14 protein-coding genes are annotated in these 12,608 nt (G+C 65.2%); 9 read left to right on the top strand and 5 right to left on the bottom strand.

Annotation, left to right across the window (positions count from 1 at the left end):
• Positions 1–66: 66 nt before the first annotated feature.
• The gene (locus IYY11_RS14640) at positions 67–2,667 is read right to left on the bottom strand and encodes a TonB-dependent receptor (RefSeq protein ID WP_196404508.1); all 2,601 of its coding nucleotides are present in this window, start codon (positions 2,665–2,667) and stop codon (positions 67–69) included.
• Positions 2,668–2,742: 75 nt separating this feature from the next.
• The gene (locus IYY11_RS14645) at positions 2,743–3,120 is read right to left on the bottom strand and encodes a hypothetical protein (RefSeq protein ID WP_196404509.1); all 378 of its coding nucleotides are present in this window, start codon (positions 3,118–3,120) and stop codon (positions 2,743–2,745) included.
• Between the two features lie 123 nt (positions 3,121–3,243).
• Between IYY11_RS14645 and IYY11_RS14650 the strand changes: the two genes are divergently transcribed.
• The 8 genes from IYY11_RS14650 to IYY11_RS14685 all read left to right on the top strand — a co-directional run bounded on the left by IYY11_RS14650 (position 3,244) and on the right by IYY11_RS14685 (position 8,868).
• Positions 3,244–3,672, top strand: a complete 429-nt coding sequence (locus tag IYY11_RS14650; protein WP_246719993.1) for a hypothetical protein — start codon at positions 3,244–3,246, stop codon at positions 3,670–3,672.
• 154 nt (positions 3,673–3,826) lie between these two features.
• Entirely contained in the window at positions 3,827–4,471 is a 645-nt protein-coding gene (locus IYY11_RS14655) for a MotA/TolQ/ExbB proton channel family protein (RefSeq protein WP_196404510.1), read from the top strand.
• A complete protein-coding gene (locus IYY11_RS14660; RefSeq protein ID WP_196404511.1) occupies positions 4,471–5,001 on the top strand; it encodes a biopolymer transporter ExbD in 531 nt (176 codons plus the stop codon). Before IYY11_RS14655 ends, IYY11_RS14660 begins: the two co-directional genes overlap by 1 nt.
• On the top strand, positions 4,998–5,717 hold the full coding sequence (locus IYY11_RS14665) for an energy transducer TonB (RefSeq protein ID WP_196404512.1): 720 nt from the start codon (positions 4,998–5,000) through the stop codon (positions 5,715–5,717). Before IYY11_RS14660 ends, IYY11_RS14665 begins: the two co-directional genes overlap by 4 nt.
• A 60-nt stretch (positions 5,718–5,777) precedes the next feature.
• Positions 5,778–6,272: a TonB C-terminal domain-containing protein gene (locus tag IYY11_RS14670; RefSeq protein ID WP_196404513.1), complete on the top strand. Its 495-nt coding sequence runs from the start codon at positions 5,778–5,780 to the stop codon at positions 6,270–6,272.
• 82 nt (positions 6,273–6,354) lie between these two features.
• Positions 6,355–6,876 (top strand): hypothetical protein, encoded by a 522-nt coding sequence (locus IYY11_RS14675; RefSeq protein ID WP_196404514.1) that lies wholly within the window; start codon positions 6,355–6,357, stop codon positions 6,874–6,876.
• 66 nt (positions 6,877–6,942) lie between these two features.
• A complete protein-coding gene (locus IYY11_RS14680) occupies positions 6,943–8,235 on the top strand; it encodes a sialidase family protein (protein ID WP_196404515.1) in 1,293 nt (430 codons plus the stop codon).
• Positions 8,236–8,391: 156 nt separating this feature from the next.
• Positions 8,392–8,868 (top strand): TlpA disulfide reductase family protein, encoded by a 477-nt coding sequence (locus IYY11_RS14685; RefSeq protein ID WP_196404516.1) that lies wholly within the window; start codon positions 8,392–8,394, stop codon positions 8,866–8,868.
• Positions 8,869–8,877: 9 nt separating this feature from the next.
• On the opposite strand, the gene IYY11_RS14690 is transcribed toward IYY11_RS14685, so the two are convergent.
• Positions 8,878–9,078, bottom strand: coding sequence for a twin transmembrane helix small protein (locus IYY11_RS14690; RefSeq protein WP_154452631.1), 201 nt, complete (start codon positions 9,076–9,078; stop codon positions 8,878–8,880).
• Between the two features lie 60 nt (positions 9,079–9,138).
• The gene (locus tag IYY11_RS14695) at positions 9,139–11,607 is read right to left on the bottom strand and encodes a TIGR02302 family protein (RefSeq protein WP_196404517.1); all 2,469 of its coding nucleotides are present in this window, start codon (positions 11,605–11,607) and stop codon (positions 9,139–9,141) included.
• Positions 11,608–11,731: 124 nt separating this feature from the next.
• Here IYY11_RS14695 and IYY11_RS14700 point away from each other — a divergent pair, with 124 nt between their 5' ends.
• Complete coding sequence (locus tag IYY11_RS14700) at positions 11,732–12,244, top strand: hypothetical protein (RefSeq protein ID WP_196404518.1); 513 nt, start codon at positions 11,732–11,734, stop codon at positions 12,242–12,244.
• Between the two features lie 105 nt (positions 12,245–12,349).
• On the opposite strand, the gene IYY11_RS14705 is transcribed toward IYY11_RS14700, so the two are convergent.
• Positions 12,350–12,577 carry a hypothetical protein gene (locus IYY11_RS14705; RefSeq protein ID WP_196404519.1) on the bottom strand — a complete coding sequence of 76 codons (228 nt, stop codon included), beginning with the start codon at positions 12,575–12,577 and terminating at the stop codon, positions 12,350–12,352.
• Positions 12,578–12,608 lie beyond the last annotated feature (31 nt).

Genomic DNA, 12,608 nt, shown 5'->3' on the forward strand with positions numbered 1-12,608 from the left:
GTTTGAAAACTGACGTGGCTGGAGAGATTGCGGAAAGCGTGCGCCTCCCACTTCGCGACCCGGACCTCACCAGTTCCAGGCGACCGGCTGGAACCAAGAGCCGAAATCCGGCCAGCCGCCTTCATTGCCCGTGTAGAACAGGCCTGGCTCCCCCTTGGTCTCGCCGAACTGATACCGTCCGGAGACATAGAAGGTTCTTTGCGGGAACGGATGGAACAGGAAGTATCGATAGTTGCCGATATTATCGACGCCGAAATCGGCGGAGAACCGTTCGTTCCATTTGTAATGGATCTTGGTGTCGACGACGAAGAACGGATCGAAGGCGAAATAGATTCCGTAGGCGCGGTCATTGTTCGCCAGAGTGCGCCACAGCTTGCTCTGATATCTGCCGGCCACCGTGAATGCCCAGTGATCGTCCGGCCGATAGGTAAAGGCGAGCGTTCCGCGCCATTCAGGAACGTTCGGCACGGTCTTGCCGGCGACGGACGTCGCCCAGGGGAACTCGAAATTCGAAACGTTTGGCGCCCAGGTCGGGTCGGAGATGACCCGCGCATTGAGCCAGGTGGCGCTGCCGAGCACCTCGAGCCCCCTGAAGCCGAAGTTGTCTTTCTGGAACGCCACTTCGACGCCGCTGTTGCGGATGCGCTGAACATTGGTCGGCGTTTGCACCAGCTGCGCGGCTGAACCGGGCACGGAAACCAGCTGGTTGATGATCGCGTCGCGCACTTCTTCGTCGAAAAAGGAGACGCGCGCGGTTCCATCCGGTCCGAGCCGGCGCTCGATCATCAGCTCTTTGCTGAGCGCCGACTCGGGACGCAAATTGGGATTTGGGTTGGTCGCGACGCCATTAACGCCGACGGTCGCGAGGTTGTAGAGTTCGCGCACGGTCGGAAAACGGTTCGCCATGCCTATAGATCCGACGGCGCGCCAATCCTCATCGAACCTGTATTCGAGCGATCCTTTGGGCGAGAAGCGGGTGCTGTAGAGATTGGGCTGGTAGATCGGCAGCCATGAGCGTGTCGAGCCTGTCAGCCCGGTGCCGAAATTGTTGACGCCCGCCGCCTGATTGTAGCCGTCCGACGCCTGCCAGTGCTCGCCGCGAAGACCGGCCGTGAACTTCAGATCCGGCGTAATGAAGAAGGCGTCCTGGAACCACAGCGCCTGCGTGCGCGTCGTGCCCTGAGCGATCGTCACCGCGGCGCCTGTGCTTGCACCGGTCCCCGCGGTCCAGTTTGTCGTCAGCCAGACGGGATTGTTCAGGTGAAACTGATCGCCGTGCACGCCGAAGGATATGTCGTGGCCCTGCAAGATTCCTTCTGGCGGCCGCACGATGCCCTTCGCGTCGAAGAGCGTCCAATAAGTGCCGGTGAAGACCGTATCGCGGCCAGTCTGCGTGTAGCCGCCAAAGGGCACGGCGGCTGACCAGGGCGAAATCTGATCCGACTGCAAATAGGTGAAATTCGAGGCCGAAACTTCGAAGTCGAACGGACCGCCGCTGTTTGAGCGCAACGCCGCGGCGTTGACCATGATCTTTTCCTGGATCCGGTAACGGCCCTGCGTCGCGAAATTCTGCAAAATGGCGTTGCTCAGGCCGCGCCCGGTGGTCGTCACGCCCCAGTAGGGGGCATTGCCCGCAGTAAGGTAGTTCTCGGGATAAGACTGGCCGTCGTTGGACCAGAAGCCGAATGTGTACGTGCCGCGGATCGTGTTGGTGAAGTCATAAGCGAACTTGAGTTTCGCATTGATCTGATCGTTGGCGAGATTGCCTGTCGAGCCGATGACGTTGGCGAATGTGGTGCCGTAGACGTTCGTCGCCAGATAGCCGCCGGGATAGAAATTCGGCGTCGTGACATAGGTGAGCGGCTGCTGCGATCCGCGCTGCCAGTTGCCGGACACCGTCCAGAGAAAGTCGCCGACCTTATCGCCGATAAAAAAGCTCGAGACGTTATTGACGAAGCCTCTCGACGTTCCCCACTGGGAGAAATCCTGGATCGTGGTGGTGTTCCTGACCGAGACTTCGAGCTTTTCGGGCATGCGCGTCGTGATTTTCAACACGCCGCCAAGCGAGTTGCCGGGGTACTGCGCCGCGAACGGTCCGTAGAGGAAATCGACGCGCTCTATTTCCTCCGGCGCGACGAGGCCCCAGCGCGGCGCGCCGATCGTGTTGTCATTGCCGATAAGCGCCGTCAGCAGCAGATCGTCCGCATAGACGAGACTGCGCGCCGAGGAGGCGACGCCCCAGGTGCGCGTCTGCAAAACCGCCTGAGTGTCGCCGCTATTGCGTTTGCGCACGAACAGGCTCGGCATGTATCTGACCGCGTCTTCCGTGTCGACGATGTTGATTGTGCGATTGATCTGCTGACGCGTGACGCTCGCGACCGTGTTGGGCAATTGCCACTTCTGAACAAAGGCCGGCTTGCCGTCGGGAAGCGTCGCCGCCCATATCGATGGCGGCGAAGGCGCTGCGGACGGGCTCGGAGCCAGGTTTGTGCCGGTCCCAGGGCCTGCGACGCGCTGAGTTCCACGCGGAACGCCGCGGCGCTGACCGCCGACGTCGATGGTCGGCAGCGATTGCTGCGCGGCGGCAGGGGCGGGCCAAAATTCGGAAAGCGCAAGGACGGTGAGAGCGCCGATCGAAACGCCGCGCAGGAGCGAGTAGCGAGACATGGGATTCTTCCTTCTGGCGCCGGTCAAAGCGGCGCGACTGACCTGAACGGCTTTCGCCGTCGTACGTTCGGCAGATCAGACGAAGGAAGGAGGTCCCCGCGGAGGGGCGCTGCGGTTTGGCCGCGAAGGGACAAAGGCCTGCGTTGGCGGCGCCCGCGGCGCGAGATTGTGTTCGACGCCACGGATCGCAAAAACGGCATCCGCCGGCGGCGGCGCGCTCCAGCCGATCTGGCAGAGCGCGCAGGCGCAGCCCTCGTCACGATCCATGTCGCCCGCAGGCGCTTGATCCGCATCGCCCTTGGCGAGAGACGGCGCGCTCGCCAGCAAATGGCACTTGGCGATCGGCGCGTTCGGCGCGTCAACGGATCTCGACGCCATCGCCTCGCAGGGCGATACTAGCCTCGCGACGAGCGCAAGGAGAGCGAGGAGAGTGAGGAGTTGGCGAATGCGCATAGGCTCTTGCGAATTCGACGCCGTTAACTTTAGCGACGCCGTAATCGCACATGAACCTGTAAACCGAGACTTTCCAAGCCTGCGCGCGTTGTCAAAGGTTAAAAAATCAACTAAGAGACAATTATGTCACAGTTGCGCGCCATGCGTCGGGAATTCCGCGCGGCATTTGCCGTCGCGGCCGCTTGCGCGCTGATGTTCTCGCTTCTTTTATCTGGCGCGGCGCGGCCGGCGCACGCATTCGCGGACCAAGGCGGAATCGCCTGCGATCATGCCGCTTATGTTGCAGGCCTGCACGCAAACGCCGTACAGAAGGAAGGGGCGACGCAGCGCGACGGCTCGCCGACGCATTCTACGCATAGATGTCCGGACTGCTGCCTGACCGCCCATGCCGCGCCCGCGGTTCTTCCAGAGCGCGTCGCTTCGGCGACGCAGCCAGCCGCAGAGCGCCCTTCTGAAATTCGGCATTGCGCCGTCGCCACGCAGCCGCCCGAGAGTTTCGCCGCGAATGGCGCGAATGGCGCGCGCGCCCCACCCTCGAGTCATATTTCCTGAATTTGCGTTAGACTCCATTGCGCCGCGCAGGAGTCTAACTGCGGGCTTTCGCCGCTCAGCGGCCTCTCCTCTCGCGAAGACATAACAAAACAAAAACTGACGCTTCGCCTGCGCGGTCGCCGCTGGCGCGTCCTCATGAAACGAGTGAGTGAAAATGGATTACAACACGCTCTCCCCTCTCGCCATGTTCCTCAACGCCGGTCCTGTCGGAAAGGCCGTCATGGCGCTGCTGCTGCTCGCGTCGATCTGGACGTGGGTGCTCATCGTCGAAGGCGTGGTGGCCGTCACCCGCATCGCCAAGTCGGCCCGCTCCGCCCGTGCGGGAGGAGACGTCGGCGTTCTCGCGCCCGTCGCCGAAGCAGGCCGCGAAGGTTTTGCCCTCGATCTTCCCGACGAAACGATCGGCGACAAGCGCGCCCGCATCGCCGACCATATGAGCCGCGCGGCGCGCGAGTTCCTGACCAAGGCGGAGGGCGGCCTGCCGAATCTCGCCGTCATCTCGTCGGTCGCGCCCTTCGTCGGCCTGTTTGGCACGGTGTGGGGAATCATGACGAGCTTCGCCAGCATCGCTCAGTCGCAGGACACGAGCCTCGCGGTCGTCGCGCCCGGCATCGCCGAGGCGCTTGCGGCCACGGCCTATGGACTTGCCGCCGCCATCCCCGCCTCCGTCGGCTACAACCGCATCGGCGCGGCCTTCGCGCGAACCGGGCAGCAGGTCGCGCATTACATCGAAGACGAGTCTCTCCTGATGTGCAGCGGCCATCAGTCGCGTCCGCGTCGCGATCGGGAGGCTGCATAATGGGCATGCCCTCACGCCAGCGCCAGAGCGCAACCGAAGGACTTTATCAGCCGCTCGCCGATATCAATGTGACGCCGCTCGTCGACGTCATGCTCGTGCTGCTGATCATTTTCATGATCACGGCGCCATTGCTCGCCAAGGGCGTCAAGGTGAACTTGCCGCAGGCGAGCGCCGCGATGCCGATCAACCAAAAAGACCCGATCGTCGTGACAGTGGGCAAGGACGGCAAGATCGCGCTTGGCGCGGACGAGCTCTCAGCCGAGGCGCTCATCGACGGCATCAAGGTGATGATGGGCGACGACCAGTCGCGCGTCGTTCATATCCGCGGCGACACGGAGGCGGTCTATGGCGAGGTCGTTGCGGTGATGGATAAGCTTGCGACGAATGGCATCACCCATATCGCGATCATGACCAACTCGCGCAGCAAGACCGGCGCAGGCATGAAAGCCGCGCCTGGACGCGCTGCGCCCGCCGCCGTCGGCGCTCCGCCGGCGCAGGCTCCCGCCACAGCCGCAGGGGCAAAAAAATGACGGATCTCGCGCTAAGTCCCCATGACATGGCGCGGGAGGGCGACCACCACCCGCCCTCGGGTCCGGAGCCGGTCAAGCCGGGTTGGCTGCGCTCGGTGACGACCGTCCTCGTCATCGCGGCGCATGTCATGGTCTTCGGCATACTCGCCTATTCGGCGAAGCCAACGGCGGTATCGCTCGACTCGGTCAGCATGGACCTCGTGCCGGAAGGCGACTTCTTTGAGCAGGAGGAAGTCGCCGAGGCCGACGACACGCCGCCGCCCGAAGCGGTCGAGGAGCCGGACATCGCGCTTCCGCCGCCGGTGGTGATGGCGCCGGACGCCGTGCCCTTGCCGGCCAAGAAGGAAGACGTCGACAAGGTCAAGAAGAAGGTCGAGCAGCAACAGGTCCAGCGCGCGCAGCAACGTCAGGAGGCGCAGGCGCGTCGACGCTACGGCGCGCCTGAGGGACAGGCCGGGAATTCGGGCGCATCGCAGGCGACGTGTCTTGCCCATATCGCCGCCGCGCTTCGCCGGCATACGCCTGGCTCAACGAGCCTCGGCTCCGGCAACGCGCATGTGACGTTCCACGTCAATGCGGGCGGCGGTCTGTCGGGCATCACGGCTTCGGGATCGACTCCGGCGCATGCGGCGCTGGCGCGGCGGATCGTATCCTCCGCGCGCGGCCCGGGCATGTGCAGCTCGGCCTTCGTGAGCCAAGCTTTCGCCTTCCATTAACCATAGGCGGCGGACGCTCGCGCCCGCCGCCTATGACCGTTTCGGATATTCGGGGGCAAGATGAAGTTCGCGCGACTCCTTCCAATCGCCGCGGCGCTCGCCGCTTGCGCCGCGCACGCCGAGGACGCCAAGCCCGCGCCCACGGGGCCGGCGCCCATGACGGCCGCGCCCATGACGGCCGCGCCCGCGCCAGCACGACTCGCAGCGCCAACGCAAACCACAGCGCCGGCGCGCGCCGCTGCGCCGGCGACGACGGGCGGCGCAGCCGCGCCCGCCGCGGCTCCGGCGATGTCAGAGAGCAAATTCCTCGGCGTGCTCTACACGGCGATCGCCAAGCAAACGCCTTCGGAAAGTCCTGCCGGCGACGGCGAGGTGACGGCCAGCTTTCACGTCAATGCGCAAGGCAAGATCGACAAGGTGACGATCGACAAAACGACAAGCCCAGCGCTTTCAGAAACGGTGAAGAAGATCCTGTCGAGCGTCGAAGCGCCATCGCCGCCGGGCGGCTCCATGGATGTGGGACAAACTTTCAAATTTCGCGGGACGCCGAAATGAGTCGTCACGCCGTTTAAATTCAGTCCGTCGCTGAAAGATCCATGCGCATGAGGCCCGCGCATTTTTAGAGAAGGAGAAGGAAATGCGGCATATTTCTCGACTGACCCTGAGTCTTTCTGCATTGGCGTTCGCCTGCGCGCTTGGCGCAATCGAACCGGCGCGCGCGCTCGACGAGGCGCAAAAGCCGAAAGCCGAAGACAGCGCCGAACCGAAGCGCGAAGAGAGCAAGGATACGAAATCCGAGGAGAAGATCGAAAAGCGCGAGGTTAAAACCGACGCCGGGCGCGAACAGAAACCGAAGGCCGCGCGGGACGAGAAGGCCGAGAAGGCCGCCGATAAAAAGAAACATGCCGACACCAGCGCCTATCTGCGCAAGCTCGGTCAAATGATCCGGGCGCGCTCGCCGGGCGTGACGAATCTCGGCGAGGGAAGCGCCGTCGTTCGCTTCCGTCTTGGCGCCTCAGGCGCGCCGAGCACGGTCACCCTCGTTTCCGCTTCGACGCCCCGTCATGGGCAATTGGCGCGCTCCATCGTTTCGGGCCTGCGCGCGCCGCCGCCGCCCGGCGGCTCCTACGACGGCGTGCAGAGTTTCAGATTTCACTAGCGCCTCGGCGCCATTTCACGGCCGCCTCTAAAAGCGTCCGCCTTGGGCCGCAAACAGGAGAGAAGAATGAAGCGCATCGCCTTTGCCCTGCTCGCCCTTTGCGTCCCCGGCACGCTGACCGCGCAAGAAGCGCCGCGCGCGTCCGCAGACGCTCCTAAGGACACGGCGACGCCGGCGCAATCAGCGCCGCCGGCGGCGATGAGTCACCATCCCGCCGCCGCCTGCGCCGAAGCGAAGGTGGATTGCGCGGCGACCGCGGTTCCCGCCTTTGCGAAGGACGGACGGCTGTGGGTCGCCTTCTCCGTCGGCAAGAGCCTTTACGCAGCCGCCTCCTCGGATAATGGCGCGACGTTTTCCGCGCCGACCGCCATCGCCACGGTCGGCGACGGAATGATCGACGCGCATGGCGACGCGCGTCCGAAAATCGTCGCGCTCAAAGACGGGACGCTGCTCGCGAGCTATACGACACGGCCCGACAAGCAGATGATCGGCACGATCTTCACCGCTCGCTCGACGGACGGCGGCAAGACCTTTTCAGCGCCGCAGGCGCTTCTGAGCGAAGGCGGTCAGCGCTTCGACAGCATCGTCGTCAATCGCAAGGGGCGCATCTACGCCGGTTGGCTCGACAAGACGCATGCGCTCAAAGCCAAGGCCGAAGGCAAGGAGTTTCTCGGCAGCGGCGTCGCCTTCGCCTATTCGGATGACGGCGGCAAGACCTTCAAAGGCAAGTCGATCCTGATCGATCACGCCTGCGAATGCTGCCGCATGTCGAGTGCGCTCGATAAGGACGGAACGCCGGTCTTCGCCTGGCGACAGGTGCTGGATGGCAATGTTCGCGACCATATGGTCGCGAAGCTTTCCGCGGACGCCGCGCAAGCGACGGCGACGCGCGTTTCCGACGACGACTGGGCGATCAACAGCTGCCCGCATCATGGACCATCGATCGCGATCGACGCCGCCGGCGATTGGCATGTGGTCTGGTTCACCAAGGGCAAGAAGCGCCAGGGGCTCTATTACGCGCGCAGCCTCGACGCGGGCAAAAGCTTCTCGGAGCCGGAGAAATTCGGCGACGACGCGCGCGCCGCCGGACATCCGACGCTGATCGCGGCCAAGGGCCGCCTGTATCGCGTCTGGAAGGAATTCGACGGCACGACGACGACGATCGCCATGCAAATGTCGCGCGACAACGGCAAGAGCTGGAGCGCGCCGCGCGTCGTGGCGCAAACCTTGGACGCCTCCGACCATCCGGAGCTCATCGCCCATAATGGCGCGGCGTATCTGTCGTGGCTGACGCATAAGGAAGGCTATCGCCTGATGCCGCTGCCGCGAGACGAAAAAAGCGCGGCCGCCTTGCGCTGATGTCGCGCGTCATTCCCGACGCGCGCGCCGCGCGGATCGGGAATGAACAGTCGCCACACGAGTCACTGGAATTTGCTCTGAACTCCCGGTCAGGCATACGGCTTGCCTGGAAGGACATTGGCTGCAAATTCTCAAAAGGTTTGTTGGATTCACCTCATGCGCCTATTCGCCTTCGCACTCGCCTTCGCGCTCGCCGCCAGCGGCGCGGCCGCGTTCGACTTCAAGCCCTATGGCCGAGGCGCGTTCGGGCAATTGACCAAGGCTCACGCCGGCAGGCCGCTCATCGTGCATTTCTGGTCGGTGACCTGTCCGCCCTGCCTCGTCGAATTGCCGCAATGGGCGAAGATCGCCGCCGAGAAAAAGGGATTCGACGTCGTCTTCGTCAACACCGACAGCGACGATGACCGGGCCCGCGCACAAGCGCGACTCGAGAAGGTCGGGCTTTCGAGCGCGGATCACTACGGCTTCGCCGACGACTTTGTCGAAAAGCTCTATTTCGAAGCGGACAGCGCCTGGCGCGGAGAATTGCCCTTTACGGCGCTCGTCGCCCCGGACGGCGGCGTCGTGACGGTGACGGGCGCGGTCGACGATCCGCTGATCGTCGAATGGCTGGAGAAGCGCGTAGCCAAGTGAAGCGGCCGCTTACCAGCGGCCTCGCGCGTAAAGCACGCCGAGCACGATGAGAAGCGCCAGCAATTGCAAACCGACGCGCCAGCGCATCAGCTTCTGCGAGCGGGCCGGCGCGCCCTCGCCGCCGCGGAACATATTGATGAAGCCGGCGACGACGACGAGAATCACCGCCGCGACGGCGACAATGACCAACAGATTTGAATAACTTGGCATGAGCGGCGCTTCTCCCTACCCGGTGCGCTGTAGAGAAGCGCGCGCCCGCGGGCAAGGCGTTTATCGCCGCAGCAGGCGCTGCAGATAATCGAGCTCTTCCTGCGGGCGTTCAGGCTGACCGAGCCTGCGGCGCAGCTCTTCCTGCACGCGATGGGCGCGCTGCGCCGGCGGCAGGCCGAGCGGATCATATTTCCCATAGGCGTCGGGGCGATTGCCGTCGCCGGGCGCCCGCCCGAGCGGATCGCGGCCCTTGCCCCGGCGCCCGCGCCTGCCCGGGCTCCCGCCCTCTTCTTCAGCGCTTTGGTCGCCCTCGCCGCGCATCTGCTGCGCCAGCCTGTCGGCGCCCTTACGTAACGCCTGCACGGCGCGCCCTTGCGCGTCGACCGCCCTGGCGCCGCCTTCGCCGGACTTGCCGAGCGCGTCTTCCGCCTCCTTCATCGCGCGGCGCGCGTCGTCGAGTTCCTCGGCGGCTTCGACGCCGCCCTCGCGCAGCGCGTCCTGCTGGCGCTCAAGCCGCTCGCGAAGCGCCTCTTGGCGCTGGCGTTCGGCGCTGAGTTCCCCGTGCTGCGGCTGGCCCTTCTGACGATGGCCGCGCGCGCCGCGCGTCTCCATGTCGCTCGGCGCGTTCATCCCCTGAAAGGTGTCGTCGCGCAATTGCTGCTCTTCGCGCGACAGCTGGTCGAGCTCGTTGAGCGCGCGCGCCATTTCGCGTCCGCGCCCGCGACGCTGGCCCGCGCCCTGCGACGTCAGCGCATTTTCGAGAATGTCCTGGAGTTCCTCAAGGAGCCTTTGCGCTTGCGCCATGTCGCCCGCCTTCATGGCTCTGTTCATTTCGTCCAGCATCTGCTGCAACTCGTCGGGGGTGACGGTGTCGGCGCCGCCTTCCGCCTCTTGGAGCGGCGCTCCCGGGGGCGGCAATCGGCTACCGAGCTGCTGGAGGAATTTATCGAGCGCGGCGCGAAGCTCCTCGGCGCGTTTAGCGATGTCCGGCTCGCTGTCGCCGCGCGCGATCGCATCCTTCAATTCGCGCTCCGCCGCGCGCAGTTCGCGCTCCGCTTGGGAGGTGTCGCCCTCTTCCAGGCCGAGCGCCATCGCCCATAGGATTTCACAGACGCCGCGCAACTCGTCGTCGCTGCGCGGACCCTCGAGACCGCGGCGCGCCTCGCGGAGGCCGAGATGGATGTTGGCAGGCGTATCGAAGGCTTCGGGCGCGATCGACAGCGCCTCGAGCGCCGCGCGAACGCTTGAGCGCGAATCCGGATCGAGCGCAAGGATGCGCCTCTGTTCGGCGAGCGCGCGCGCCAGCGGCTTGACGAAGCGACGCTGCGGCAGAGTCACGTCGATCGATTCAGAACCGCCTTCATTGTCCGCGGCGTCCTTGGCGACGAGGCGCATCGCGAGCTTCGCGCCGCCGAAAGGACTGTCGGCGAGATCGATTGTCGCCTTGGCTTCGCCCTGACCGCCGCCGCCGGGCGGCAAAGCAAGCGCAAGACGCGGCGGCTCGTAGAGCGCGCGTCGCGCGCTGGGCGGGCCGCTGAAGACCGCTTCGGCGCCGACGACGCCGTAATCGTCCGCGGCGCGGAACGCGAGCGTCATCGAGCCGCGAACATTGTTGCGCGGGGGTTCTGTCAAGGCGATCGTCGGCGGCTTGTCTGGGATCGCCGCGAGATCGAAACGCCGACCGTCGGAAAGCGACACGCGCGCCGCGCGAGAAAGTTTGAACGCCTGCTCTTGCGACGCGCCCTTTTGCGCGTCCTCGACGGCGGTCTGCGCGGCGACCAGTCCGCCGGAGACGGAGACGCCAGAGTCTGGGGGACGGATGCGCAGCATCGAATTGACCGGCGCCTCGATGGGCGCGTCGCTCTCCTTTGCGAGCACGATCGGCGGACGTCCCGTATAGGCGGGCGGCTCGAGCCAGGCGTCGACGCGCGCGGCGGTCCCGAAGCTCGCGGACGTGCGCCAGTCAAACGCGGCGGCGATGCGTGCGCGTTTTTCATCTCCTGCCGCGAATCCGGCCGCAACCGCCGCGACGAGCGCCACCGCGCGCAGCGCATAGGGGTCGCGCTGCGGGACGCGCGGATGCGGCGCCTCGATCGGCGTCTGCGCCAGCGCCGCCTCCAGGCGCTGGCGATGCAGCGCCCAGAGCGCCTCGACCGCCGCGTCGGGGTTCGGACTGGCGAGCCGATCTTCGAGCGAAGTCGCAGGACGCAACGCGGCGTCGGCGCCGCGGTCCAGCCGTTCGAGCGCGGCTGCGCGATGCGGCAAGCCGCGCGCCGACTCCCGAGCGACGACATAGAGCGCGGCGAACCCAAAGAGCGCCACGCCGCCGATGCGCGCCTCGAGCGGCGCAGCCTGCCAAAGGCCAAGCCAGGAGAGCGCCAGAAAAAACAGTAGAAGCGTGGCGAGCGCCAAGCCGGCCCGCCAGACGCGCTCGGCGATGAGCGCAAGCGCCGACCGGCGCAGCATCCCCTCGAGACGCGGCGAGGTCTGTGTCCCCGTGGGCGTATTTTGGTGCCGAAGCTCGTCCATTTAATCTCCGAGAGCGCGCCGATGACAATGGCGGTTTCGTTACGGGCAGACAATCTTGGCCGTAGGAAAACGGTAAAATTCAGCGCATTGGCGCATCAGGGGCGGCGCGCGCTATCATTGCCAAATGATCCGCAAACCCAAGGGTGGCGTCATCGGCGACGTCATTTCGCCCCCGATCGGCGATCTCGCGCTTTTGCCCGCGCCCGTCGCCAGGATCCGCGACAAAATTCTCGCCGCGACCGAGACTGGCGACGTCGAGGCGCTCCGCATTCCGATCGACTGGAACGAGACGCGCCCGCTGTTCGCCAAGAGCGGCGCCTTCAAGGCCGGAACCGATCCGATCGAGATTTTGAAGACGCTTTCCTTCGACCGCAAGGGGCAAGAGACGATTTCGCTCATTCGCGCGATTTTTGCTCAGCCCTTCGTCAAGATCGTCCGCGGGCCGACGACGCTCTACGAATGGCCGGCCTTTGCGCGCCATCCGCAGGCGGCGGCCAATGAGGACGAGGCGGGCGCAAGGTGGCGCTGCGTGCGTTTCGCCGATCTTATACGCTCAAATGCCGAAGGAAAGCCGCGCGCGACGCGCATCGGCATCGGGTCGGACGGCGTTTGGCACTACTTCTGGAGCGAAGACTGAAAGCTCGCCGAAGCGTTGGGGAAACGACGCGGCGGCGATCGCCGCGTCGGGATTTGCAGAGCCGTTCGGCAGGTTGAACGCGACCGCCGACGGCAAAGCATCGAGTTAGATTTCGCGCTCCTGCTCATGCGGCGCGGCGTGCGCGCGGCCTTCATCTTCGGCGCGCTTCAGCTCTTCCGCCTCGTCGCCTTCGATCGCCTGCTCGGCGTCTTTCGCCGCCTTGTCGACCTTGCCGCTTTCGACGAATTTCCGTGTCGCGTCATTATACTGTTTGGCGGCGGTGCGGCTGCCTTCGCCTTCGTTCTGCGGCTGCACGTCCTTCTGCGCGGTCATCGCGATCTCCTTATGGTCCAGAGCAATGGCT

Origin of the sequence: Methylocystis sp. H62 (genome assembly GCF_015709515.1) — a bacterium.
GTDB lineage: Bacteria > Pseudomonadota > Alphaproteobacteria > Rhizobiales > Beijerinckiaceae > Methylocystis.

Excerpts from the sequence above, each read along its gene's own strand:
- IYY11_RS14645 (WP_196404509.1), bottom strand. The coding sequence starts at position 3,120 with ATGCGCATTCGCCAACTCCTCACTCTCCTCGCTCTCCTTGCGCTCGTC.
- IYY11_RS14705 (WP_196404519.1), bottom strand. The coding sequence starts at position 12,577 with ATGACCGCGCAGAAGGACGTGCAGCCGCAGAACGAAGGCGAAGGCAGC.
- IYY11_RS14700 (WP_196404518.1), top strand. The coding sequence starts at position 11,732 with ATGATCCGCAAACCCAAGGGTGGCGTCATCGGCGACGTCATTTCGCCC.
- IYY11_RS14690 (WP_154452631.1), bottom strand. The coding sequence starts at position 9,078 with ATGCCAAGTTATTCAAATCTGTTGGTCATTGTCGCCGTCGCGGCGGTG.
- IYY11_RS14695 (WP_196404517.1), bottom strand. The coding sequence starts at position 11,607 with ATGGACGAGCTTCGGCACCAAAATACGCCCACGGGGACACAGACCTCG.
- IYY11_RS14685 (WP_196404516.1), top strand. The coding sequence starts at position 8,392 with ATGCGCCTATTCGCCTTCGCACTCGCCTTCGCGCTCGCCGCCAGCGGC.
- IYY11_RS14660 (WP_196404511.1), top strand. The coding sequence starts at position 4,471 with ATGGGCATGCCCTCACGCCAGCGCCAGAGCGCAACCGAAGGACTTTAT.
- IYY11_RS14670 (WP_196404513.1), top strand. The coding sequence starts at position 5,778 with ATGAAGTTCGCGCGACTCCTTCCAATCGCCGCGGCGCTCGCCGCTTGC.
- IYY11_RS14675 (WP_196404514.1), top strand. The coding sequence starts at position 6,355 with ATGCGGCATATTTCTCGACTGACCCTGAGTCTTTCTGCATTGGCGTTC.
- IYY11_RS14640 (WP_196404508.1), bottom strand. The coding sequence starts at position 2,667 with ATGTCTCGCTACTCGCTCCTGCGCGGCGTTTCGATCGGCGCTCTCACC.
- IYY11_RS14665 (WP_196404512.1), top strand. The coding sequence starts at position 4,998 with ATGACGGATCTCGCGCTAAGTCCCCATGACATGGCGCGGGAGGGCGAC.
- IYY11_RS14680 (WP_196404515.1), top strand. The coding sequence starts at position 6,943 with ATGAAGCGCATCGCCTTTGCCCTGCTCGCCCTTTGCGTCCCCGGCACG.
- IYY11_RS14650 (WP_246719993.1), top strand. The coding sequence starts at position 3,244 with ATGTCACAGTTGCGCGCCATGCGTCGGGAATTCCGCGCGGCATTTGCC.
- IYY11_RS14655 (WP_196404510.1), top strand. The coding sequence starts at position 3,827 with ATGGATTACAACACGCTCTCCCCTCTCGCCATGTTCCTCAACGCCGGT.